The sequence below is a fragment of the Allomuricauda sp. NFXS6 genome (genome assembly GCF_040148835.1).
Classification (GTDB): Bacteria; Bacteroidota; Bacteroidia; order Flavobacteriales; family Flavobacteriaceae; genus Flagellimonas.
The window spans coordinates 246,008-269,302 of the sequence record NZ_JAGEMG010000001.1 but is presented as its reverse complement, the minus strand read 5'-3'; the positions used below and the strand labels follow the sequence as shown (position 1 = coordinate 269,302).

23 protein-coding genes and 2 tRNA genes are annotated in these 23,295 nt (G+C 41.1%); 14 read left to right on the top strand and 11 right to left on the bottom strand.

Annotated features, from left to right (window positions below):
* Positions 1-132: 132 nt before the first annotated feature.
* Both J4E06_RS01275 and J4E06_RS01270 read right to left on the bottom strand, forming a co-directional pair.
* Entirely contained in the window at positions 133-1,635 is a 1,503-nt protein-coding gene (locus J4E06_RS01275) for an outer membrane protein transport protein (protein ID WP_349522234.1), read from the bottom strand.
* A 38-nt stretch (positions 1,636-1,673) separates the two neighbouring features.
* Positions 1,674-2,975: a hypothetical protein gene (locus J4E06_RS01270; protein ID WP_349522233.1), complete on the bottom strand. Its 1,302-nt coding sequence runs from the start codon at positions 2,973-2,975 to the stop codon at positions 1,674-1,676.
* A 94-nt stretch (positions 2,976-3,069) separates the two neighbouring features.
* Here J4E06_RS01270 and proS point away from each other — a divergent pair, with 94 nt between their 5' ends.
* The 4 genes from proS (at position 3,070) to rpsT (ending at position 5,119) form a co-directional block, all read left to right on the top strand.
* Complete coding sequence (gene proS / locus J4E06_RS01265; protein ID WP_349522232.1) at positions 3,070-4,545, top strand: proline--tRNA ligase; 1,476 nt, start codon at positions 3,070-3,072, stop codon at positions 4,543-4,545.
* A gap of 80 nt (positions 4,546-4,625) precedes the next feature.
* A tRNA-Glu gene (locus tag J4E06_RS01260) sits at positions 4,626-4,697 on the top strand.
* 63 nt (positions 4,698-4,760) lie between these two features.
* A tRNA-Glu gene (locus tag J4E06_RS01255) sits at positions 4,761-4,832 on the top strand.
* A gap of 35 nt (positions 4,833-4,867) precedes the next feature.
* Positions 4,868-5,119 (top strand): 30S ribosomal protein S20, encoded by a 252-nt coding sequence (gene rpsT, locus J4E06_RS01250; protein ID WP_349522231.1) that lies wholly within the window; start codon positions 4,868-4,870, stop codon positions 5,117-5,119.
* A gap of 72 nt (positions 5,120-5,191) precedes the next feature.
* Here rpsT and J4E06_RS01245 read toward each other — a convergent pair whose 3' ends face one another.
* From J4E06_RS01245 to rho, 3 genes are all read right to left on the bottom strand, one after another.
* Positions 5,192-5,899 (bottom strand): hypothetical protein, encoded by a 708-nt coding sequence (locus tag J4E06_RS01245; RefSeq protein ID WP_349522230.1) that lies wholly within the window; start codon positions 5,897-5,899, stop codon positions 5,192-5,194.
* A 794-nt stretch (positions 5,900-6,693) separates the two neighbouring features.
* A complete protein-coding gene (locus J4E06_RS01240; RefSeq protein ID WP_349522229.1) occupies positions 6,694-7,341 on the bottom strand; it encodes a TolB-like 6-bladed beta-propeller domain-containing protein in 648 nt (215 codons plus the stop codon).
* 133 nt (positions 7,342-7,474) lie between these two features.
* Complete coding sequence (rho, locus tag J4E06_RS01235) at positions 7,475-9,103, bottom strand: transcription termination factor Rho (RefSeq protein ID WP_349522228.1); 1,629 nt, start codon at positions 9,101-9,103, stop codon at positions 7,475-7,477.
* A 189-nt stretch (positions 9,104-9,292) separates the two neighbouring features.
* Here rho and J4E06_RS01230 point away from each other — a divergent pair, with 189 nt between their 5' ends.
* Positions 9,293-9,703: a DUF4293 domain-containing protein gene (locus J4E06_RS01230; protein WP_349522227.1), complete on the top strand. Its 411-nt coding sequence runs from the start codon at positions 9,293-9,295 to the stop codon at positions 9,701-9,703.
* Positions 9,704-9,771: 68 nt separating this feature from the next.
* Here J4E06_RS01230 and J4E06_RS01225 read toward each other — a convergent pair whose 3' ends face one another.
* Both J4E06_RS01225 and J4E06_RS01220 read right to left on the bottom strand, forming a co-directional pair.
* Positions 9,772-10,728: an MBL fold metallo-hydrolase gene (locus J4E06_RS01225; protein WP_349522226.1), complete on the bottom strand. Its 957-nt coding sequence runs from the start codon at positions 10,726-10,728 to the stop codon at positions 9,772-9,774.
* A 3-nt stretch (positions 10,729-10,731) separates the two neighbouring features.
* Positions 10,732-11,226: a metallophosphoesterase family protein gene (locus tag J4E06_RS01220; RefSeq protein ID WP_349522225.1), complete on the bottom strand. Its 495-nt coding sequence runs from the start codon at positions 11,224-11,226 to the stop codon at positions 10,732-10,734.
* An 88-nt stretch (positions 11,227-11,314) separates the two neighbouring features.
* On the opposite strand from J4E06_RS01220, the gene truA reads away from it, so the two are divergent.
* Together truA and J4E06_RS01210 are read left to right on the top strand one after the other, a co-directional pair.
* Complete coding sequence (gene truA, locus J4E06_RS01215; protein WP_349522224.1) at positions 11,315-12,070, top strand: tRNA pseudouridine(38-40) synthase TruA; 756 nt, start codon at positions 11,315-11,317, stop codon at positions 12,068-12,070.
* Complete coding sequence (locus J4E06_RS01210; protein WP_349522223.1) at positions 12,054-13,826, top strand: ABC transporter ATP-binding protein; 1,773 nt, start codon at positions 12,054-12,056, stop codon at positions 13,824-13,826. The genes truA and J4E06_RS01210 overlap by 17 nt, the downstream gene beginning before the upstream one ends.
* A 12-nt stretch (positions 13,827-13,838) precedes the next feature.
* Here the strand turns inward: J4E06_RS01210 and J4E06_RS01205 are convergent, their stop codons facing one another.
* From J4E06_RS01205 to folP, 3 genes are all read right to left on the bottom strand, one after another.
* On the bottom strand, positions 13,839-14,549 hold the full coding sequence (locus J4E06_RS01205) for a DUF3667 domain-containing protein (protein ID WP_349522222.1): 711 nt from the start codon (positions 14,547-14,549) through the stop codon (positions 13,839-13,841).
* A 65-nt stretch (positions 14,550-14,614) separates the two neighbouring features.
* Positions 14,615-15,403 (bottom strand): diadenylate cyclase CdaA, encoded by a 789-nt coding sequence (cdaA, locus tag J4E06_RS01200; RefSeq protein WP_349522221.1) that lies wholly within the window; start codon positions 15,401-15,403, stop codon positions 14,615-14,617.
* Between the two features lie 44 nt (positions 15,404-15,447).
* On the bottom strand, positions 15,448-16,281 hold the full coding sequence (gene folP, locus J4E06_RS01195; protein WP_349522220.1) for a dihydropteroate synthase: 834 nt from the start codon (positions 16,279-16,281) through the stop codon (positions 15,448-15,450).
* 95 nt (positions 16,282-16,376) lie between these two features.
* On the opposite strand from folP, the gene J4E06_RS01190 reads away from it, so the two are divergent.
* The 7 genes from J4E06_RS01190 to J4E06_RS01160 all read left to right on the top strand — a co-directional run bounded on the left by J4E06_RS01190 (position 16,377) and on the right by J4E06_RS01160 (position 21,388).
* Positions 16,377-16,943 (top strand): DUF1599 domain-containing protein, encoded by a 567-nt coding sequence (locus tag J4E06_RS01190; protein WP_349522219.1) that lies wholly within the window; start codon positions 16,377-16,379, stop codon positions 16,941-16,943.
* Between the two features lie 182 nt (positions 16,944-17,125).
* Positions 17,126-18,220, top strand: coding sequence for a BT_3928 family protein (locus tag J4E06_RS01185; protein WP_349522218.1), 1,095 nt, complete (start codon positions 17,126-17,128; stop codon positions 18,218-18,220).
* A gap of 37 nt (positions 18,221-18,257) precedes the next feature.
* Complete coding sequence (locus J4E06_RS01180) at positions 18,258-18,662, top strand: four helix bundle protein (RefSeq protein ID WP_349522217.1); 405 nt, start codon at positions 18,258-18,260, stop codon at positions 18,660-18,662.
* A 73-nt stretch (positions 18,663-18,735) separates the two neighbouring features.
* A complete protein-coding gene (gene tpiA, locus J4E06_RS01175; protein ID WP_349522216.1) occupies positions 18,736-19,485 on the top strand; it encodes a triose-phosphate isomerase in 750 nt (249 codons plus the stop codon).
* 2 nt (positions 19,486-19,487) lie between these two features.
* A complete protein-coding gene (gene prmA, locus J4E06_RS01170; RefSeq protein ID WP_349522215.1) occupies positions 19,488-20,321 on the top strand; it encodes a 50S ribosomal protein L11 methyltransferase in 834 nt (277 codons plus the stop codon).
* Positions 20,322-20,343: 22 nt separating this feature from the next.
* On the top strand, positions 20,344-20,619 hold the full coding sequence (locus J4E06_RS01165) for an ATP-dependent Clp protease adaptor ClpS (RefSeq protein WP_349522214.1): 276 nt from the start codon (positions 20,344-20,346) through the stop codon (positions 20,617-20,619).
* A 166-nt stretch (positions 20,620-20,785) separates the two neighbouring features.
* Entirely contained in the window at positions 20,786-21,388 is a 603-nt protein-coding gene (locus J4E06_RS01160) for a hypothetical protein (protein WP_349522213.1), read from the top strand.
* Between the two features lie 67 nt (positions 21,389-21,455).
* On the opposite strand, the gene J4E06_RS01155 is transcribed toward J4E06_RS01160, so the two are convergent.
* Entirely contained in the window at positions 21,456-23,063 is a 1,608-nt protein-coding gene (locus J4E06_RS01155) for an amidohydrolase family protein (RefSeq protein ID WP_349522212.1), read from the bottom strand.
* Positions 23,064-23,295 lie beyond the last annotated feature (232 nt).

Below are 23,295 nucleotides of genomic sequence, written 5' to 3'. Positions count from 1 at the left end.
GTGCTATTTCTTTATTGAATACGTCATTCTGAGTTCATTTTCAGAATCTCATCACGTTTATTATGAGAACCTGAAACAAGTTCAGGTTGACGAAACTACATTTTAGGTAGCCTTCTCTTATTAAGTATTATTCTAGAACTTTAGGGTATATCCCAACGCTATATTGGTATTTCTTCTATTTACAAGTGCTGCACTGTCAATACCTCCATCAAAAAAGTAGGAATTCGTGTCCTGTTCCGTTCTGCTGTAGGCCAAATCCAATCGACTTGCTCCAAAATTATATCCGATACCTGCGGAAAATCCGTTAAGGTCGCCAACAAAATCACTGTTGGCATAGGGGCTTTCTTCATAGCGGTAACCAGCTCTTAGGCTAACTTGCTCTATGCGGTATTCTCCTCCAAGGCGAAAGGAGTTTACAGCGCCAAGTGTACTTCCTATAAAATCATTTTCTGAAGCGAAATTTGGGTCGCCGGTAGGCCTAAGCTCTGCTTTGGACATATCTTGGTAAGAATAATCTAAACTGATAAGACCTTCCTTTCCAAATACCAGCGCCAAGCTTCCGGTATACTTTCCGGGTGTTTTTATGCGGTATTCATCATATAGGTTAACAATGCCAAAGTTGATAAAGTCTATATCGGAAACGGCCAAATTGGAATTGATGCGCTGAGATGTGTCATCGGTCAACGTATACCACGTTGGTGACTGGTAGCTGCCTCCTAAACGAATTGCTTGGTTTACTTTGGCAATGGCTCCTAAGCTAAATGAAAAACCATAGCCTTCTGTATGTAATAAGTTGTCAAAAGATGCAAACTGGATAGGGGAGTCGATGTCATAACCATCTTCGTCCAAGTATGTGACTTTATCGTACAACACATTATGGAAGTTTAAGGAAGCACCGATGTACAGGTTGTCCTCATATTGCGTGGCAAAATTGAAGGTGAACTTGCTGTTGTATCCGGAAGTGTTCTGCAGATAGCGTTGGTTAACGTTTCCATATTGTGCATTGGAAAAATATGAGGTGTTTGCATCATCGTCTTCAACAGGCTCGATTATCCCAGCCTGAAAACCAAGAAACGCTTGTTGTGCCGAGTACCCCAGGCTGGCTCCAATATCGAGATAGGCATCTTCGATAAATTCTCCCTCTTGGGTGCGCAATGGCCCCAATGGCTCTCCTTGGGCAAAATTGAGGAAATAATTGTCAATTCCCACAGGTGTGTTGCCTCTTGCGATAAATTCGTTGTCATAATTTTGTACCAAATCATAATTGAAAGCCAATGCAATTTTCTTCCAAGGGCTATCGGTCGATGAGTTGAATACGAACACCCCGCCCGCTTGGTTAAAATCCAAAGAGTTTGAGGTGGTGTTGCTTATGGTATTGCCGTATAGGGCATCGTTGTTTCTATGGTAATTGGAAAGCGTGAATCCTATCTCGCTAAAACTGAATACCGCAGATCCTGCCGGGTTTATGTTTAAGGCAGACAAGTCGCCGCCCAAGGCTCCAAATGCACCGCCCATAGCTTGAAACCTTGCGGTCCCTTGCAGGTTTTCCGTACTGTAGCGCAATACGTCATCAATGGTCTGTGCGCTAGCGAAAGTGCATGCCAATACCATTATGAAAGTTGAGATTCTTTTCATTTCTTATGATTTTTGTTTATCAAAATAGTTTGTGGGAATTATGGTCTACCGCCGCCACGACCACCTCTACTACCTCCCGAAGAACGTGACCCCCCGGAAGAACGTGACCCCCCAGACGATCTGCTGACACCTGAGGATCGTGATGCTCCTGAAGACCTACTTACCCCTGAGCTTCGAGAGCTGCTTCCTGAACTTCTATAGCTGCCGCTAGATCTGCTGCTTCTTGAAGAACCACTGCTGCGGTACCCTCTAGAACTTGATCCACTGGAAGAACGGTTGTAACTTCTACTGCTCGGTGAATAACTTCTGGAAGAAGAACTGCTTCTATTGTAGCTTCTACTGCTTCTTGTGGAAGGCGTGGTGCCATATGAGCGGCTGCTTCTGGAACTTCCGCTATAATTTGGAGAAGTTCTAGTACTTCTGCTAGTTCTGTAATTTCTATTTCTGGCAACGGCGTCTGCGCTTACAGACCTTCTAACGTTTGACCTATTGTTATAGCCTCTTGAGCTTCTGCTGGCCAAATTATTGCTACGGGAAACGTTGTTGTTGGAACGTCCACTGTTATTTCTAAACCTACTGGTGTATCCACTGTTTCTAGACGAAAGTGTGGTTCCTGGTATGCGGGAAGAATAACCTCTACGTCCTCTCATGTAGGCGTAACCTCCACCATAATAACCTCTGTTGTAGTAGGGACGGTTCCAGTAACCACCGTAGTAGCCACCCCAGCCGTAGTATCCACCCCATCCGAAGCCAGCACCAGCCCAGCCCCATCCGGCGTTCCAACCCCATCCGGTATTCCAGCCCCAGCCAGCATTCCAGCCCCAACGGTTAAATCTCCAGGGGTTGTTCCAGCCCCAGCCGTAATATCCACCCCAGCCCCAGCCAGTATTCCATAACCAAGGATCGTTCCAAGCGCCCCAGCCCCAGCTATTATCATAGACGTTGATAGAAACGTTGGTGGGATTGTCTCCCCAACCAGGGTTGCCAGTGTAATTGTTATTATAGGCGAAGTAATCGGTTTGTTCGCCATAAGGAATCGTATCGTTTTGCGTTTGACTCGAATAACTATCGACATCGGTAAAAACTTCACTGTCCAAAATTTCACCATATTCGCTTGCTTTGTCACCAAAATAGTCTCCGTAGATATTATTTTCTTGCTCTTCTATTCTGACAGCTTGGGCGTTTTTCTTTTCAACACCGACAACACGGTTATTGGAAGAATAGATGCCGTCATCATAATAAGAGGCTTGCTGATAGGAACCACAAGAAGCCATAAAGAGGGCAGTGACCATCAATATGGAAGGGGTTCGTAATTTTTTATGGAGTAAAGACTGTAACATGGCGCAATTTTTATTGTTGAACATACTAAAAATAATTAGTTTTACCCAATCATTTCACTACTAAAGACACAAGTTTTGTGCCAAACTTCAATACATGGGTAAAAATTTAACGAGCAGAGCAGAAGATTATTCCAAATGGTATAACGAACTAGTTGTAAAGTCGGATTTGGCTGAAAACTCAGGGGTTAGGGGATGTATGGTGATCAAACCCTACGGATACGCCATATGGGAAAAGATGCAGGGGCAATTGGATAGAATGTTCAAGGAAACCGGCCACGAAAATGCATATTTCCCGTTATTTATCCCAAAATCCTATCTGAGCAAGGAAGCGAGCCACGTGGAAGGTTTTGCCAAGGAATGTGCGGTTGTCACCCATTATCGATTAAAGAATGCTGAAGATGGCAGTGGAATAGTAGTGGATGAAGATGCCAAGTTGGAAGAAGAGCTTATTGTCCGTCCAACATCCGAAACCATAATTTGGGATACGTTTAGAAAATGGGTACAATCTTATCGTGACTTGCCACTTAAAATAAATCAGTGGGCCAACGTAGTGCGATGGGAGATGAGAACGCGCCTTTTTTTAAGGACCACAGAGTTTTTATGGCAAGAGGGTCACACCGCGCACACCACCAAAGAAGAGGCAATGGAAGAAGCCGAGCTCATGATGAACATTTATGCCGAATTTGCTGAAAAATATATGGGTGTTCCGGTGATAAAGGGAACCAAAACGGAGAGTGAGCGATTCGCAGGGGCAGAGGAAACCTATTGTATAGAAGCCTTGATGCAAGATGGAAAGGCCTTGCAAGCGGGTACCTCGCACTTTTTAGGTCAGAATTTCGCTAAAGCTTTTGATGTAAAGTTTGCCAGCAAAGAAGGTAAGCAAGAATTTGTTTGGGCCACCTCTTGGGGAGTGTCCACCAGATTGATGGGAGCCTTGGTAATGACTCATAGCGATGATAACGGCTTGGTACTGCCTCCTAAATTAGCGCCAATTCAAGTAGTAATTGTTCCTATATATAAAGGACTGGATCAATTGGATGCCATTTCGGAAAAAGTGGAGCCGTTGGTGAAGGAATTACGTGATAAGGGGGTTACCGTAAAATATGATACCCGAGATACACACAAACCTGGTTTTAAGTTCAATGAATATGAATTGAAAGGTGTTCCGGTACGTTTGGCGGTAGGTCAACGGGATTTGGCCAATGGAACTTTTGAAGTGGCGCGAAGAGATACCTTGACCAAGGAAATTGTAAAAGCCGATGAGGTGGTGGATAAAGTAGTGTCTCTAATGGATGAGATTCAAGAAAACATCTTTAATAAAGCACTGGATTATAGGAAAAATCATATTACCGAGGTTAATTCCTATGATGAGTTTAAAAAAGTGATCAAAGAAAAAGGTGGATTTGTGTCTGCGCATTGGGATGGAACTGCGGAGACCGAGGATAGGATAAAAGATGAGACCAAGGCTACAATTCGCTGTATTCCCTTGGATGCGGAAAAGGAAGAAGGAAGGTGTATAGTGACAGGAAAATCATCTGTTCAGCGGGTGTTGTTTGCAAAGGCCTACTAGAGAGGGTGCAAAAAATAATAATTACTGTTGCAAGACTTAAAAATAGTTGTATTTTTGCATCCGCAATTATGCAACCATACGGCCCGTTCGTCTAGGGGTTAGGACGCCAGGTTTTCATCCTGGTAACAGGGGTTCGATTCCCCTACGGGCTACGAAGAAGAGTTTTAAGCTAAAAAAGCTAACTTTGTAGCTTAAAATTTTGAAATTGAAATAATGGCCCGTTCGTCTAGGGGTTAGGACGCCAGGTTTTCATCCTGGTAACAGGGGTTCGATTCCCCTACGGGCTACAAAGAAAATATTTAGAAAGAATTAAATTTAAGCAATGGCAAACCATAAGTCAGCATTAAAGAGAATCAGAAGAAACGAATCAGTACGTTTGCGTAACAGGTATCAGCATAAAACTGTGCGTAATGCCATTAAAAAGTTACGTAGCGAGGAAGACAAAAAAGCTGCCGAAGCTTTGTTGCCCACTGTAGTTGGTATGATTGATAAATTGGCCAAGAAAAACATCATTCATAACAATAAGGCGGCAAACCTTAAGAGCAAGTTGATGACTCAAGTTGCAGCAAAGTAATTTTTATTACTTTACAATATTAAAAACGCCTCCAATTTGGAGGCGTTTTTATTTTTGAGAGGTTTTGGTTTTTCACCGGAAAGCTTTCCTTCTGTGGGCCAGTACACCAATTAAAAAGCCACCGTACATAAGAAGGATCAATATCTTCAATACGCGTCTTAAACGGTACTCTATCCAAATTTCCGGGGCTTCGTAGCCGATGATATGGAGAAATGGAAAAATCAAATGGAAAATGACCAATCCCAAGCTCGTCCAGAACATCAGGTTATGTTTTAAGGGGTAAGGAGAAGATTCTGTTTTTATTTCTTTAAAATAAAGGTATATGTTCCACAATAGTATCATGGATGCAACAAGGTCCGCATAGTAAAGGTTGGAATAAAACGGGTCTTGAAAAAATAGGCTAATGATATAACTGGATAAACTTACCACGGCCCCGATTTTAATCCAATCTTTATGTTTTTTTTGTTTTACCACTTGCCAATAGATATAGTAGAAGAAGGAAAAAGTGATTACGGAATAGATGTTATAAACAATCACATTGTACCAATCATATTGGTTATCACTGACCACCTGAAACTCATCATAGAATTTTATAAAATACCCTAACAACTCCGTTAAAAAGGTATACATTAAATAAATGGGGAAAAATTTTAAGGGAGTATCGAAATAAGTGCGATAGCGTGCCATAGCTGCAATCCAAACAAGGAAGTAGAATGGCAAAATGTAGTGACTGGAAATAAAATTATAAAACTCCTCCATTGTTGCGTGGTAACCGCTCACACTAGCAGTATGGTCCCAACTTTTATTGGGTTGATAAAAATAGCAAAAAAAACCTCCCCAAAAGGGAGGCTTACTTTTTAGGAGGATGTTGGCTATCGAAAAGCCTTTCGCTTTCCAACAATTAAACCAATAATTATCAGAATGTACATTAAAACAATAGCAGTAAGCAACAATGGCCTAAAATAAATTTGAATTCCAATGTTAAGATCAAGTAGATAAATAATCAATATTATTGGAAAGAATGAGTAAAAAATCGTTAAACCAGCACTGACCCAAAACATCAGGTTGTATTTTAGAGAATGCGGTATTTTCTCTAAGTATTTTTCCCTGAAATACGATCCCAATATAAATAACATCATTAATGAACCTATAATGTGGGCATAGGTCATTTGATTGTGTAACGGATTGTAAACTATGGCATTTACAATATATGATGCCAAACAAATTATACTCAAATAACGAATCAGTTTTTTGTTTAGCTCTTTTAGCGAAACTTTTCGATATACCTCAAAAAAGAAGAGAAAGAAAACTATTTGATAAATATTAAAAATAATTACATTATGCCATGCATATCTTGAGTCAGAGAAGAATAGGAATTCATTGCTATACTTAATAAAATAACCCAATACCTCGGTAAAAAAGGTATAGATTATTAGCATCGGTAGATATTTTAAAGGCGTGTCATAAAACCTTTTATATCTAATAACCGATATTAACCAAGTCAAAAAATAAATTGGTATATAAAAATGATCCTTTAAAATTCTGATAAGATCTTCTGGCATAGAGCCCTAATATTAGAAATCTGTGTACGGTGGAGGTCCGGAAGTACCATGGTTAAGATTCAAGCTTTTGCTGCCGCTTTGAAAAAAACTTGGAGCAAAACTAGCTTGTGAGGTGTTGGGTTCGCCGTTCTCTCCCGTTTCTGAGCTGCCAACAACCCCTTTAATAGGTTTTGCATTTCCATCTGCATCTATATAGAAACCACGTTCTTCGCCATCCATTATGGTAGTGGGTACAATAAAAATGGAATTCTGTCTGGGGTGCACTACTTTTTTGCCATCAGGAAAATCGGGTTTGTCCGGATAGTTGGCAAAATATAAACGGAGAGAGGCTACTTTGACCCCTGCTTCTTCAGCTTCTTGTTCAACGTAGGCCATATAGTCCTTCATTTGTCCATAGGTAAAAGATGTAAAACGGGCGGGTATGTGTTTTTTGTCAGGACTGCGTTCCGCTTCATATTCCTCTATCATACCAACACGGTTTTTGGTATAATTGTCATACAGGGATTTGGACTCTTCCAAAGAAATAATGCCTTCAGGCGGCAATACTTCTTCCTGCTCGGGTTTGGTCGGTTCTTCTTTTTTTGGTCCTTGTTGGCAAGCTCCAATAAGCAAAAAAGAGACTCCAATAAAGGCAATTGCAGTCTTTCGGTAGTTTTTCATAGTTAAGGTATTTAAAGTTCAGTTTTGGGGAAACCGAAATAAAGATATGCCTTTTCTGTAAAATGACTCAACAAAAAGCCCTTCAAAAAATTTGAAGGGCCTGTAATCTTATTGTGTAGAGGGTTGTGGGTTTTTACTCGTTCATTGTGAGCAAAAATTCCTCGTTGTTTTTGGTCTGCTTTATACGTTGCTCCATAAACTCCATTGCTTCAATCGGGTTCATATCCGCAAGATATTTGCGCATGATCCACATACGTTGAATGGTATTTTCATCCAATAACAAATCGTCTCTTCGTGTTGAGGAAGAAATAAGGTCGATGGCAGGGAAAATTCTTCTGTTGGAAATCCTTCTGTCCAACTGAAGTTCCATGTTACCAGTACCCTTGAATTCCTCAAAGATAACTTCGTCCATTTTAGATCCAGTCTCGGTCAATGCCGTAGCAATGATGGAAAGTGACCCCCCATTTTCAATGTTACGTGCCGCACCAAAGAAACGTTTTGGCTTGTGTAGCGCATTGGCATCCACACCACCACTCAATACCTTACCAGAAGCTGGCTGTACAGTGTTGTAGGCACGGGCCAAACGGGTAATGGAATCCAACAGAATCACTACATCATGACCACATTCCACCAATCGTTTTGCCTTGTCAAGAACAATATTTGCAACCCTCACGTGCTCAGTGGCTTCTTTATCAAAAGTGGAAGCGACTACTTCACCACGTACATTACGTTGCATATCGGTAACCTCCTCTGGACGTTCATCGATCAAAAGAATGATTTGGTAAACCTCCGGGTGGTTGGCAGCGATGGCATTGGCAATATCCTTCAACAACATGGTCTTACCTGTTTTGGGTTGGGAAACGATCATTCCCCTTTGTCCTTTCCCGATAGGGGAGAACAAGTCCATGATTCTTGTGGAAATTGTGCTTTGTTTTTCCGCCAATTTGAACTTTTCCTTTGGAAACAATGGGGTAAGGTGCTCAAAAGCTACCCTGTCCCGAACCACTTGCGGGTCCAGTCCATTGATTTTGTTCACTTTGATCAGTGGGAAATATTTTTCACCCTCTTTTGGAGGTCTAATATTTCCTAAAATCGTATCCCCGGACTTAAGTCCGAACAATCGAATTTGTGATTGGGATACATAAATATCATCGGGAGAAGACAGGTAGTTGTAATCGGAAGATCTTAGAAACCCATAACCATCCTGCATAATGTCCAGTACACCTTCACTCTCAATAATGCTGTCGAACTCAAATTCAGGCTCTTTGTACCTATTTCTCAAGTCCTTGTCATAATTGCTGTTCTTTTTGTCGTGCTGGGGCTTGTTGTGTTGATTGTTTCTCCTGTTGTTGTTTTGGCTCTTTTGAGGACTGTTGTTGCTATGGGACTTATTGTCTTGCGACTTGTTGTCCTGTGGCTTGTTGTCCTTTTTTTGAGGTCTTCCTTGTGGTTTGGAGTCGTCTTTTTTGCTTCTGGGCTCCCTTTTTTGAGGCGCTTTTTTAGGAGCGTCGCCATCTGTGCTTTTTGACTCTGTGGCCTTAGGGCGCGGAGCTCTGGGTTTTCTGGGCTTTGGAGCTGGTTTTTCGTCCGCGGTTGATGTAACAGTTTCTGCGACAGCCTTAGGGTTGGATGCTTGAAGATCCAGTATTTGATATACCAGGTCCAGCTTTTTTAATGATTTGAATTTGGGAACATTAAGACCCTTAGCAATTTCTTGCAACTCAGGAAGCTTTTTAGCTTTTAGATCTGAAATCTCGAACATTAAGTAATGAAATAAGTTAAACTTGTGATTCTAAATATGAAGTAAAGTTATCTTTGGATACTACTGGAGAAAAGAATTCCGAGGTAGGTGCTTGATAATAACAAGACAATATTACAAATTATTTTTTAAGAATAAGCCTTAATTTATCAAAAAGACGCCTATTTTTGCGATTCCAAATCAATTTGCACAATGATTCAACGGATACAAACGTTTTATTTGCTGATAGTGGGCCTAGTTTCTGGCATACTTCCGTTTTTTCTGAATCTATGGGTGGAAGTAGGCGGAAAAGAAGTATTTGCCCAAGATGAAGTACTCGTAAGCCTCGTTTTTTATGTGGTAACGGTATTGGCCGTGGTGTCGATTGTATTGTACAAGAAAAGACAAAATCAATTTGTGGTAAACAGATTGAATATGATATTGAACCTTTTTTTACTAGGATTTTTCGTTTATCGATCGCTAAGCTTATCCGGAGAAACTATAGTTTCTGAGAAGGGTATTGGGATGCTGATTCCTGTATTTTCTATCGTTTTTCTGGTCCTGGCCAACAGGGCTATCAAAAAGGATGAAGATCTTGTAAAATCTGTTGATCGCTTACGTTGAACCTAACATCTTAGTAGTATTAGTGCGAAAAAACCCTGGCTTCGGCCGGGGTTTTTATGTTTACTGGCCTACAAATTGAATTGTTGGTTGAAAGCCGATACATTGAAACCGGCGTCCAGAACTTTTTGGTAGGAATCACTAGTTTGATTTAAAAGTGCGTTCGTGTGGTTAAAGTGGATAAAATGCACTTTGGATTTTTCAGTTTGAGGGAGGTTTTGAAACAAATCCATGCTTTCGGACACAAACGGATGGGGAATTTCAGCAATATTTCTTGTGTTGATTTCCGGACCATCAAAAAATGTGGCATCCAAAAATGCAAAATCCACATTTTGTATTTCCGTTACAATATCCTTCTCCCATTTGGACCATTTATCAATATCAGGAATAAACAAAGCCGATTTATTGGGTCCGATAATTTTATAGCCGACAGTTTCCGAATATTCATCCCGGTGCGGTACCGTAAAGGGGATTACTGTAAGGTTTGGGGTAAGTTCGACCTTGGTTTCATGCTGAATTGGGAGAATATCAATATTGTTTAATTCTACCAGTTGCTCCCACGGCCCATTAGTTTCCAAGAACATCTTCATTCGTGGCATGGCGTAAACAGGTATGTTTTTGCCACCCAGAGATTCTCGGCCCAAATACATTAAACCGGCATAGTGGCCAATGTGCGCATGGGTCATAAAAATACCATCGGGAGTTTCTTTGCTGCCCTGTGCATGTTCCTTTAAAAGTTTCAACTGTGATGGCATATCCGGAGTAGCCTCAAAAAGAAAGCTTTTATCATTTTTATGGTCCACAACACCTAAGGAAACAACCTTTCGAGTGTTGTCAGGGTTTTTGAACAGTTCGGAGCAACACGATTTTTGGCATCCTATATGTGGACTGCCCCCATCTTGAACGGTACCTAAAATATAAAGTGAAACTGAATCTTGTTCGGGTTGGAATGGAACAGCATCTTTTTTAGAAGTTGTACCGTTACAAGCTCCAAATATGATTGCCAGTATAAGCAAATAGTTTTTCATTTTTTATCGTTTTCCAAGTTCCACTACTTCCAAGTCGGAAATCTTGTCGCCATCAATAACAAAACGTAGCATAGTGCGCACTTGATGGAAGCCGTGTTTGCCGCAGGCACCTGGGTTCATGTGCAAAAGCTTGAGCTTTTTGTCGTTCATCACTTTTAAAATATGGGAATGGCCACAAATAAAAAGTTTGGGTGGGTTGTTTCGGATTTCTTCCCGCACACGAACATCGTATCGGTTGGGGTAACCGCCAATGTGCGTGATCCAAACATCGACCCCTTCGCACATAAATCGGTTGTTTTCTGGAAACTCCTTTTGAACCACATGGTCATCAATATTGCCGTGGACCCCCCGAACAGGCTTTAGAGCTTCCAATTGGTCTGTGACGGATAAGCTTCCAATATCGCCTGCGTGCCAAATTTCATCAGCCTGTGCGGCATATTTTAAAATGGTTTTGTCCATGTGTCCGTGCGTGTCGGAAAGCAATAAAATTTTTGTCATTTCGCTAAAAATATGCTAAAAACCAAAGGTTGAATTTGTGTTGGAAAGTATTGAATTATCTTTATCGACCTAAAAGTAAGTGATCCCATTGAGATATTTTATCCAATTTTCTTATTTCGGAAAAGCATACCACGGATGGCAGAACCAACCCAATGCCATAACCGTGCAAGAGTTTTTGGAAAGGGCCCTGTCCACATTGCTGCGTGAAAAAGTGGAAGTGGTAGGGGCGGGAAGAACAGATGCCGGTGTGCATGCAAGGCAAATGTTCGGTCATTTTGATGTTGATCCCATCACCGATATTGCCGATTTGGTGTACCGATTGAATGCCTTTTTGCCCGATGATATTGCGATACAAGGAATCCATCCAGTTGCTGCTTGTGCGCACGCGCGGTTTGATGCCTTGGAACGTACCTACGAGTATTGGTTGGTTAAGGAAAAGGACCCATTTCTTTTTGATCATGCCCATTTTGTAAAACATCCTTTGGATGTGGATGCTATGAACAAAGCGTCCAAAATTTTATTGGAATACATTGACTTTGAATGTTTTTCCAAATCCAACACCGATGTAAAGACATACAATTGTGATGTTCGCGAAGCTCGCTGGGAAATTGATCATAACAAGTGGATGTTCACCATCACCGCAGACCGATTTTTGCGAAATATGGTTCGCGCCGTAGTAGGCACATTGTTGGATGTGGGGATAGGGAAAATGCCTCCCGAGGACATCCATCAAGTCATTGCAAGTAAAGATAGGGGAGAGGCAGGCGCCTCCGTCCCCGCAAAAGGATTATATTTGACCAAGGTTTTATATCCAAAAGAAATTTTTGATGAACAAAAAGGATGATGTAGGAAAAGCGTTTGATTTTCGATTGTTCAAACGGGTTTTTTCACGAACCAGACCCTATAGGGGCATTTTTTGGTTGGTAGCCATTGTGGCTGTCTTGTCCGCAGCATTTGCCATTGGGATTCCGTTATTGGTAAAAACCATTATCAATGAATCTTTAGAGAGTAAGGATTCAGGACAATTGCTCAATAATGTGTTGTTGATGTTGGCCTTTCTACTTGGTCAGGTTACTACGCAATTGTTGTTCAACTATTATGCGAACCTATTGGGAGAATCGGTGATTCGGGATATTCGAATCAATCTTTTTGAAAAGATGACCAGCTTTAAAATGACCTATTTCGACAATTCTTCCATAGGAGTTTTGGTCACTAGAGCGGTTGCTGATATGCAACGAATCGGGGAAATTTTTAGCCAAGGATTTTTTATGATCGTTGCCGATGCCCTTAAAATGCTGTCAGCAGCCATCATTATGGTGGTCATTAATTGGAAATTGGCATTGATCGTATTTGCTATTCTACCCGTTATTTTGATTGCTACGCGTCTCTTTCAGCAAGCTATGAAAGTAGCTTTTGTGGAGGTGAGGGCCCAAGTATCCAACCTAAATTCCTTTGTGCAGGAGCGTATTGCGGGAATGAAGATTGTGCAACTCTTCAACCGTGAGGAAATTGAAAAGGAAAAGTTCCGGGTCATCAACGAAAAACATCAAAATGCCTGGTTAAAGACCGTTTGGTACAACTCTATATTTTTCCCCATTGCTGAAATATCCAACTCCATTGGTATTGGGTTGGTGGTATATTTTGGCGTGATTCAGAACATTCAGAATGTAGGGATGGACAACAAAGGGGCCATTGTGGCCTTCTTTTTCTTGATGGACTTGCTTTTCCGACCACTGCGTCAGATTGCCGATAAGTTCAACACCTTGCAAATGGGCATGGTGGCGGCTAACCGTGTCTTCAAAATTTTGGATACCGATAGCCATATTGATGATAACGGAACGGTCGAGAAAAAAGACGTGAAAGGAGATATTGAATTTAAGGACGTCCGTTTTGGCTACGTACCCGATGAAGAAGTGCTACACGGAATCTCATTTAATGTAAATGCAGGCGAAACTGTTGCCATTGTGGGTGCTACTGGGGCCGGGAAGTCAACCATAATCAACTTGCTCAACCGATTCTACGAAATCAATTCAGGAGAAATTTTGGTGGATGGTGTTTGTTTGGACGACTATACTTTAAGATCACTCCGTTCCCATATCGCCATTGTATTGCAAGATGTCTTCTTGTTTGCCGATACTATTGCAAATAATATTTCACTTCGTGATGAGTCTATTACTACTGAAGAAATCGAAGCCGCGGCCAAGCAAATCGGGGTGCACGAATTTATTTCAACTTTGCCTGGGGGTTACCAATACAATGTGAAAGAGCGCGGAGCCATGCTCTCCAGCGGTCAGCGCCAATTGATTGCCTTTTTGCGGGCCTATGTAAGCAATCCAAGTATTTTGATTTTGGACGAGGCCACCTCTTCCGTGGACACCTATTCCGAGATGTTGATTCAACAGGCTACGGACAAGATTACCGAAGGCAGGACCTCGATCATAATCGCACACCGTTTGGCCACTATCAAAAAAGCAGATAAAATCATTGTGATGGATGCGGGTAAAATCATTGAAACCGGAACTCACAAGGAACTACTCGAAAAAGGCGGTTACTACAACGATCTCTACAACGCCCAGTTCTTGGCCGAGGAGGTTGCTTGATGACTTTAAATTTTAGTTTTGAGGAGGTACCAAGTCTTGTAGGGTGATTTCTCCTGTCAATAGCATAATCACAGGTATCAGTACTGAAGTGAACAAATAAAGAATAAACAAAATCACATAGAACACAAATAACCGACCTATAAGGGCTTTACCTTTTGAGCCGGAGATTCTAATTATTACATAGGTAGAATACACTATCATGCTCAAAGAAGCAATCAAAGAAAATGTAATATAGTGCTCTGGAATGATGAGAAGTAATAATACCGACGGAATAAAGATAAAAAGGCTAAAATGGGCAAGAGCATACATAAATATGATCATTCGCTCTGCAAAATTGTATTTCTTTTCATCAAAACATAACCAGCCGGATATGGCCATTAAAGGGATGTAAACCAAGAAAATTAAAGCCTGATAATCCAGGATAAAGCCCATAAGCTTTTCTTGATAAACGGTTTGGGCACCTGTGTCGAAAACATCGAATTGCATAAAATCAATGGATTTGGCCATCAGAAACACGATAATTCCTGAAAGGGTCAATGCAATTCCAATATAGCTAATGGGGTTCAGGTATTTTCTGCGAATCCCTTGCAGATAGCCCTCGATGACCACTTCGGGTTTGGTGAACAAATGGACAAAGGTTCTTATAAAAGTATTGTCGAGGTTGAAATATCTTTCCAAGAAATCGACCCACAGATTTTTAACGGTAATTCTGTTGCGAATCACTTTTGCGCCACAAGCTGGACAATAAAGAAAATCTGTTCGAAGTCTTGCGTCACAATTTTTGCAGGTCATTGCTCCAAATCCTTTTTAATACGTTTTACCAACTCGTCCCTTCCTTTGAAAGGAATAAACTCACCATTTTTAATGTAAGAGATGGATCCCGTCTCTTCACTCACTACCAAGCAAAGTGCATCGGTTTTTTCGGTAATGCCTACGGCGGCTCTATGGCGTAACCCAAAACGTAGGGGAATGTTACGATCGTTGGAGACAGGAAGAATGACTCGTGTTGCGGTAATAAAATTATCCTGAATCACAATGGCACCATCGTGCAAGGGACTATTTTTAAAGAAGATGCTTTCCAATATGGGTTGGGTAACCTTTATGTTCATGGAGTCCCCTGTTGATTTCACAAAATCCATGGAGTTGTTTCGTTCTATTACAATCAGTGCTCCCGTTTTAGAAGTGCCCATACGTTCGCAGGCCCCGATAATGGCTTCCACATCCGTGCTAGTGGAAATGGCTTCTTGCCTCAGAAATTTAAAATGCTTGAAAATATTACGCTTGGATGCAAAGTTGGTGGAGCCGACCATCAGCAAAAACTTTCGAATCTCTTGCTGAAAAACGATGATCAAGGCTATCAAACCAATGTTCATGAAACCGCCCACCATACTACTGATCATTTTCATTTGAAGCAATTCGGTAAGTTTCCATAAGGCCCAAACAATCACGATGCCAATAAAAATGTTGATGGCCACTGTACCCTTGACCAGTTTGTAGATATAATAGAGCAATGCGGCCACGAGGACTATGTCGATGACATCGGTAATCTTAAATTCGAGAAAGTTTAAAAAATCCAACCGCAGCGTTTTTGTAAAATTAGCAAAAATAGAAGAACCTCAAATTAGAGTGCGTTCGCTTTTAAGGCTTCCACAAGTTTAACACATTCTGACGCTTCTTTTACATCGTGGGCCCGAATAATGTTGGCGCCTTTTAAAAGGGCGACTGTATGGAGTGCTGTTGTTCCGTTCAATGCTTCTTGTGGTGAAGACTCCAAGATTTTATACACCATTGACTTTCTGCTTAAACCAATCAAAATGGGCAAACCAAGGGTTTGGAACATATCCAAATGGTGTAAAAGGGTGTAATTCTGAGCCGTGGTTTTGGCAAAACCAAACCCAGGATCTATGATGACGTCGTTTATTTTTTTGGAAGTGGCCTCTTGTATTTTTTCTGAAAAATAGAATCTCAGGTCATTGATCAAGTTATCATAGGTAGCTTCTTTCTGCATGGATTGTGGTGTACCTTTCATATGCATCATAATGTAAGGCACTTGATGTTTTGCAATGGTGGCAAACATATTTTTATCCAAATTCCCCGCGGCAATGTCATTGATGATTGCTGCGCCATGCTCAATACTTTCAGCGGCAACTTTACTTCGGAAGGTGTCCACCGAAATCAAGGTGTCCGGAAAGTTTTTCAAGATCAAGTCGATTACAGGAATCATTCTTTGTAATTCTTCATCCTCTGGAACATGGTCTGCATCGGGCCTTGAACTATAAGCACCCATGTCAATAAAAGCGGCGCCCTGGTCGAGCATATATTCCACTTGCGTGAGTATGGAGCTTTCATCCTTATACTTTCCACCATCAAAAAAAGAGTCGGGAGTAAGGTTGAGAATGCCCATTACTTTGGGCGATGTTAGGTCTACGAGTTCACCTTTGCAGTTTATGGTCATAAAAAATATCTGCTTTGTTGGGTTTCATTATCTTTGGCAAAGTGCTTTCGGGCACAAACAAGTTGGACGAAATTTACGCAAATTAGCAACAATACATGCACCATACTTCCCAACAATACGATGCGGTGATACAGACTTGCCGGGAATTGTTTTTAAAAAAAGCAAAGGATTATGGCACCGCTTGGCGAATCTTACGGTTACCATCCTTAACAGACCAAATTTTTATAAAGGCACAGCGCATTCGAAGTCTTCAGCAGAACGAGGTGAGGAAAGTGGATGAGGATGAGCGTTCCGAGTTTATCGGAATTATCAACTATTCCATAATGGCACTTATCCAAATCAAAAAAGGGGTAGTGGAGCAGCCAGACCTTAATGCCGACGAAGCCATTGTCCTTTATGATGAGGAAGTCGCTATCACCAAAAAATTGATGGAGGACAAAAATCACGACTATGGTGAAGCTTGGCGCGATATGCGGGTAAGTTCACTTACGGACTTAATTTTACAAAAGTTGTTGCGTGTAAAACAGATTGAGGACAATCAAGGCGCTACCTTGGTGAGCGAAGGTGTGGACGCCAACTATCAGGATATGGTTAATTATGCGGTTTTTGCGCTCATACATTTGAGCGAAAATTCCAAAATCCAAGCACCAAAATCCAAATAATAGCGCATGACAGAGCAATGTGGATATAGGAGAAAAGAGACAAGAGCAAAGACAAAAGAAGATGGTTGGGTTTATCATCAATCACATATTGTGTCTATGGCTTCCTATACATTGGTGAAAATTGGTGGAATCCGTGTCAGGTCGGCGTTTTTTGTTTCTTGAAAAAATTATTTTGATAGTATATGAAATATTTAGTTTGGATATCAAGAATTATAGTAGGGGTGCTGTTCATTATCAGTGGATTGATAAAATTGAACGACCCCATGGGATTTTCTTTTAAACTGGAAGAATATTTTAGCCCCAGCGTTCTTGATTTGACTTTTTTAACGCCATTGGCACTGGGGATATCCATTTTTGTAGTAATTGTTGAAGTGATTTTGGGCGTATTGTTACTTGTAGGCTTTAAACCAAAATTTACAGTTTGGAGCCTTTTGCTCATGATTGTCTTCTTCACCTTTCTTACCTTTTATTCGGCCTACTTTAATAAAGTAACGGATTGCGGGTGTTTTGGGGATGCCATCAAACTAACACCGTGGGAATCCTATACCAAAGATGTTATTCTGTTGGTATTTATTTTGATTCTTTTCTTTGGTAGAAAATATATTACCCCACTGTTCAACCCCAAGACCAACTGGATTGTTGGCGGCGTGGCCCTGTTGGCCTGTATGCTGTTTGCAAATCATGTCTTGGCCCATTTACCTTCGGTGGATTTTAGGCCCTATAAAATTGGCACTAATATTCAAGAAGGAATGTCTGTTCCCGAAAATGCGCCGCAGCCTATTTACGAGTATGCGTGGCGTTTCAATGTGAATGGAGAGGAGCAGATTTACATTACGCAAGGTAATTACCCAACGGTAGATGGCGAGTTTATTGATGTGGAGACAACCGAGATCCAAGAAGGATATGAACCTCCCATCCACGATTTCACCGTTGAACAAGAAGGCCAGGACTATGCATCTGAATTACTGGAGGAAGATAAGTTGGTAATGGTGATAGCTTATGACATGGCAAAAAGTAACTACGAAGCTTTTGAGGAAGTTGCCAAAGTTACCGCCGAAGCAAAACAGAAAGGGTACAAAGTCATTGGCATGTCCGCTTCGAGTAGTGATATGGCCAGTAATTTGATAAATACCTACGGCTTGGATTTCGAGTTTTATTTTACCGATGAGACCACCTTAAAGACCATAGTTCGTTCCAATCCAGCTATTCTGGTGCTGAACAAAGGCACTATCCAACAAAAGGTGCACTATAACGATTTTGACGAACTTAAGTTTTGATGTTTGTTGTTTTTCAGTTAAAATGTTTTAATGTGATATGGGAAGGATAGATAGGTTTGAAGAATTGGAAGTATGGAAAATTTCCAGGGAACTATGTCAACTGGTTGAAAATTTTTTTCAGACAACAGAATTGGGAAGCAACTATGCATTGCGCAATCAGGTGGAGAGGAGTTCCGGTTCGGTTATGGATAATATTGCGGAAGGCTTTGGAAGGGGAGGTAATAAAGAGTTTCATAATTTCTTGAGTTTTTCAAAAGGTTCATGTGCCGAACTAAAATCTCAATTTTATCGCTCGTTTGATAAAAAGTTAATATCTAATGAGGATTATCAGAGAGCTATAGAGTTGACAGAACATTGCGCCAATCAAATAGGGGCATTTATGTATTACCTTCGAAACACCAAAGTAAGGGGGCAAAAATTCAACAAAAGAGTAAAGGATTAATGTTTTACTCCAAACACCAAACACCAAACACCGAACACCGAACACCAAACAGTATAACATAATAACAAAGAACATGAGAACAAAGATTGTAGCGGGAAACTGGAAAATGAACAAGAACATCAAGGAAACGGAGGAGTTATTGGCCGAGCTTTCCGCCAAACTGCCAGATACCGATGCCGATGTAATTGTAGCGCCTACGTTTGTGAACCTTCAAGCCGCAAAGTTGGCACTTCAAGATTCCAAAATACAAGTTGCTGCGCAGAACATGCATTTTGCGGAAAGTGGCGCTTTCACAGGAGAAATTTCAGCCGATATGTTGCTTAGCTTGGGTGTGGATGTTGTAATACTAGGTCATTCCGAAAGACGCGCGTACTTTGGTGAAGACGATGAATTATTGGCCAAAAAAGTAAAAACAGCCATCGAAAAGGATATGAAAATTATATTCTGTTTTGGTGAAGAATTGGAAGATAGAAAATCCGACAACCACTTTGCCGTTGTGGAAAGCCAATTAAAAAATGCACTTTTTGAATTGGATGCCAGCGCTTGGAGCAAAATAGTACTTGCCTACGAACCAGTTTGGGCCATTGGTACAGGAGAAACTGCAAGTCCAGAGCAGGCCCAGGAAATGCACGCGTTCATTAGAAAAACAATTGCCGAAGGATTTAATTCATCCATTGCTGATGAGGTTTCCATACTTTATGGGGGAAGTGTAAAACCTGCCAACGCAGCCGAGATTTTTTCAAAACCTGATGTTGATGGTGGTTTGATCGGTGGTGCTTCATTGAAGGCAGACGACTTTACGGATATCATCAAGGCAATTTAATAATGTCCTTGGTTTATCTCGAATACGATTTTAAAATAACCCCGCTACAACCCGCAACCGACATTTTGATTGCGGAGTTGGGGGAATTGGGTTTTGAGAGTTTTGTAGAAAATGAAACGGGGCTATTGGCCTATATCCTAAAATCCGAATGGAAAGAAGATGTCTTGGAGGACCTCTTTGTGTTTCAAAATCCAAATTTTGAAATAAGCTGGACCAGCAAAGCGATTGAACAACAAAACTGGAATGCGGAATGGGAAAGGAATTTCCACCCTATTTTGGTGGGTGAAAAATGCATGGTCCGAGCACCATTTCATAAAGCTGTCGATGTAGATTACGATATTGTGATAGAACCCAAAATGAGCTTTGGAACAGGGCATCACGAAACCACCCATATGATGCTACAGCATATTTTGGATAATGATTTTGAAGGAAAATCGGTCTTGGATATGGGCTGCGGAACGGGCGTGTTGGCCATTTTGGCAAAAAAACGGGGGTCAGGCTATACAGAAGCCATCGATATTGATGAATGGTGTTTTTTAAATACCCAGGAAAATGTGGAACGAAATGACTGCGGCGATATAAAAGTCTTTCAGGGTGATAGCGGTTTGCTCAAGGGTAAAAAGTTTGATATAATTCTGGCCAATATCAACAGAAACATTCTTTTGGAGGATATTCCTGTATACGCCAATTGCCTTAAAAAAGGAGGAACCTTATTTTTAAGTGGATTCTATTTAGACGATTTAGATACAATTTCTTCAAAATGTGGCGCCTACGGTTTGGAATTTGTAAAAAATTTGGAGAAGAATAACTGGATTGCGGCAAAATATGTAAATTAGAATATAGTAAACTTGGTTTGATATGGGTACTAAAGAAAAAGAGTTGGAAGATGTTCTCTTGGAAGAGGAGAACATAAATGAGCACGAAATAGTTCTTTTTAATGACGATGTCAACACTTTTGACCACGTAATAGAAACCTTGATTCATGTATGTGAACATACCCCCGAACAAGCGGAACAATGTTCGTTGATCGTGCATTACAAAGGCAAGTGTACAGTAAAGACAGGTGAGTATGCTGCCCTAAAGCCAAAATGCAGCAAATTATTACAAGCGGGTCTTAGTGCAGAAATCGTTTAGCTTGCTGACCTTAACCATGGATTAGCCTTGGAAAAACTGTTTCCAAAAACTTTAAAAATAAAGTTTATGAATTCTTTACCTTGAATAGAATCATCTGCCTCCCCCAATTCTTTAACTTTAGCCGCGACAATCAAAAAAGCAACCCACTAACCACCCATTCTGAAAAATGAGTGAATTTTTTAAGGCTGAACTAAAAGATCGTTTTTTGGAATATGCTTTGGATCGAAGCGACTACTTTGAGATCCAAACCCTTTACGATGAATTTTTGAGACCTAACTATAGTTTGGAATACGTTCAGAAACTGGTGGAGGAAATTCAAGCGTACGACCCCAATTTACTGGATGTAATGAGTGGAAACGGAATGGATATCTTTATGCTGGCTTCTACGCCAAGTACAGAAGATTTCTTGGATGAGGGAGGGTTTATGAATCTTTATGTAAAAGAAGAGGAAAAGTGGGATGCATTTTTAGGGCAATTGTCGGGTACACCAAAAATGACCAAGGAGGAAAAGAAGCAACTGAAGCGGAACACCCCTGATGTAAAACGCGAAAAACTGATGCTTGTAGGGCTTATTGTAGCAGTAGCGGTCAGTTTTTTGTTCACATTGATCAGTATTTTGAATGAGACCCTTTTGAAACCAGAATATGTTCCCGCGGATGAATTCGAGCGAAAATTGAACCAATTGCAAGAACAGTATATTTTGGAGAACGAAAGGCTACAATTGGAATTGAAGGAGGCACTACGTGTTTTGGATTCCTTGGAGCAATAGCAGGTTAAAAAAAGCGACAACTTTAACGTTGCCGCTCTATTTTGATTCATTGACAATATATGGATTGCTAAGGTTTCATTCCTGGCTGAACAATTTCATAATTGGATTCAGTCTTAGCTTCCTCTACAATTTTCTTTACATCTTCCAATAATTGCTTGGCATCATAAATAATACCATCCTTAATGGTGTACTTAACACCGCCAACGCGTTCAATAGTATTGTCTTTTTGAAGCTGAATTGCCCCTGTCCCATATAGTGATTTAAAGTTTTCCAACGGGTTTTCTTCGGTAATCACAAAATCGGCCAATTTACCTACCTTAATGGTGCCAATTTTATCATCCAGGCCAAGCGCTTCAGCTCCGTTCAATGTGGCCGCTTTGATCACTTCCAACGGATGAAAGCCTGCTTCGCGCATCAATTCCAGTTCTCTTGGGTAAGCAAAACCATACAATTGATAAATAAACCCAGCATCTGTGCCAATAGTAACTCTACCACCTCTATTCTTATATTCATTTAAAAAAGTCATCCAAAGCTTATAGTTTTCCTTCCAGTCAATTTCTTGTTCGGTGCCCCAATAATGCCAGTAGGAACCATGCGATTGTCTGCTGGGAGCGTAAAATTCCCAAAGCGAAGGCAGGGTGTATTCTTCGTGCCATTCGGCCCGTCTCGCTCTTTGCAAGTCTCTATTGGCCTCGTAAATAACCATTGTTGGTGAAAGGGAGAAATCTAGGGAAATTAGTTCATCCATTACTTCGTTCCATTTTTCGGAAAATGGTTTGGCGGCTTGTTTCCACAATTGTCCTGCTTCGCCGAAACGGTCTTGTTCATTTTGGTAGTTGTAGTCCAAAGAATAATCCTGAACCGTCCTGTCATCGAACATAGCTTCGGGCAATCCGTACCAGTGCTCCATGGAGGTTAGTCCAGCTCTTGCACTGTGCAATACGTTCCATCTACCTACATACAATTGGGCGTGATGGGTTTTGGAGCGCAGTCCCATTTTTTTGTTTTCGTCCAATGCGGCTGTCATCACTTCTGGTAGGCCTCCACCAAACTTGATGCCATCCGCACCTTTTTTGGCATTGTCCCTTACCCATTCACGGGCAGCTTCGGGAGTGGTAATATCTCCTCTTCCGCGCTCGCCGTTCAAATTGCTTCCAAACCAAGTGTAAGCTTGTATTCTTGGAGCCGTAATTTCGTTTTTGTTGCTTTTTTCTTTCTGGTCCAGTACCCAATCGATGCCATTGCCCGAACCTGGGTCGCAAATGGTGGTAATGCCATGGCCCAACCATAATTTGTACACATACTCTGCTGGAGTGCCTTGAGAACTGCCGCCAATGTGCGCATGGGTGTCCACAAATCCTGGAAGCAAGTACATACCTTCAGCATTGAGCTCTTTTCCGCCGGGTTTTAGCTTTGGTCTTCGCTCCGGATTGATGTCCATTCCTGGGAAACCAACCACTTCCACAGAAGCGATTCTGTTGTTTTCCACTACAATGTCCACGGGGCCGATAGGGGGAGATAGGGTTCCATCGATTACGGTAACACCGCGTATGATCAATTGCGACCAGGGCCCATCACCTTCGGCCCTTGGAGGTGCTTTTTCTATTTGGGCGAAGGAACAGATGCCCCAAAGCAGTGCAACAAATAAAATAGTCTTGGTTTTTGGCGTCTTCATGAGATTGGTTTAGTTGGTTTTTGTATTAAAGACAATTCTTTTTGCAATCTAATATTCTTGTTGACGAAAATTTAGTGTTTCTCTTTTTTTAGTTTAAAAAACGAATATTTAGTACGCTAATTTAAGCAACCTATTGAATTATTGTTAAATTGTTACACGCTAATTCAATAAACCATTGACACTTTTTAAAAGATTTCATTGTTTTCTCAAGAAGGGAAGTTTATTTGCCTTT

Excerpts from the sequence above, each read along its gene's own strand:
- J4E06_RS01275 (WP_349522234.1), bottom strand. The coding sequence starts at position 1,635 with ATGAAAAGAATCTCAACTTTCATAATGGTATTGGCATGCACTTTCGCT.
- J4E06_RS01270 (WP_349522233.1), bottom strand. The coding sequence starts at position 2,975 with ATGTTACAGTCTTTACTCCATAAAAAATTACGAACCCCTTCCATATTG.
- proS (WP_349522232.1), top strand. The coding sequence starts at position 3,070 with ATGGGTAAAAATTTAACGAGCAGAGCAGAAGATTATTCCAAATGGTAT.
- rpsT (WP_349522231.1), top strand. The coding sequence starts at position 4,868 with ATGGCAAACCATAAGTCAGCATTAAAGAGAATCAGAAGAAACGAATCA.
- J4E06_RS01240 (WP_349522229.1), bottom strand. The coding sequence starts at position 7,341 with ATGAAAAACTACCGAAAGACTGCAATTGCCTTTATTGGAGTCTCTTTT.
- rho (WP_349522228.1), bottom strand. The coding sequence starts at position 9,103 with ATGTTCGAGATTTCAGATCTAAAAGCTAAAAAGCTTCCTGAGTTGCAA.
- J4E06_RS01230 (WP_349522227.1), top strand. The coding sequence starts at position 9,293 with ATGATTCAACGGATACAAACGTTTTATTTGCTGATAGTGGGCCTAGTT.
- J4E06_RS01225 (WP_349522226.1), bottom strand. The coding sequence starts at position 10,728 with ATGAAAAACTATTTGCTTATACTGGCAATCATATTTGGAGCTTGTAAC.
- J4E06_RS01220 (WP_349522225.1), bottom strand. The coding sequence starts at position 11,226 with ATGACAAAAATTTTATTGCTTTCCGACACGCACGGACACATGGACAAA.
- J4E06_RS01210 (WP_349522223.1), top strand. The coding sequence starts at position 12,054 with ATGAACAAAAAGGATGATGTAGGAAAAGCGTTTGATTTTCGATTGTTC.
- folP (WP_349522220.1), bottom strand. The coding sequence starts at position 16,281 with ATGACCATAAACTGCAAAGGTGAACTCGTAGACCTAACATCGCCCAAA.
- J4E06_RS01190 (WP_349522219.1), top strand. The coding sequence starts at position 16,377 with ATGCACCATACTTCCCAACAATACGATGCGGTGATACAGACTTGCCGG.
- J4E06_RS01185 (WP_349522218.1), top strand. The coding sequence starts at position 17,126 with ATGAAATATTTAGTTTGGATATCAAGAATTATAGTAGGGGTGCTGTTC.
- J4E06_RS01180 (WP_349522217.1), top strand. The coding sequence starts at position 18,258 with ATGGGAAGGATAGATAGGTTTGAAGAATTGGAAGTATGGAAAATTTCC.
- tpiA (WP_349522216.1), top strand. The coding sequence starts at position 18,736 with ATGAGAACAAAGATTGTAGCGGGAAACTGGAAAATGAACAAGAACATC.
- prmA (WP_349522215.1), top strand. The coding sequence starts at position 19,488 with ATGTCCTTGGTTTATCTCGAATACGATTTTAAAATAACCCCGCTACAA.
- J4E06_RS01165 (WP_349522214.1), top strand. The coding sequence starts at position 20,344 with ATGGGTACTAAAGAAAAAGAGTTGGAAGATGTTCTCTTGGAAGAGGAG.
- J4E06_RS01160 (WP_349522213.1), top strand. The coding sequence starts at position 20,786 with ATGAGTGAATTTTTTAAGGCTGAACTAAAAGATCGTTTTTTGGAATAT.
- J4E06_RS01155 (WP_349522212.1), bottom strand. The coding sequence starts at position 23,063 with ATGAAGACGCCAAAAACCAAGACTATTTTATTTGTTGCACTGCTTTGG.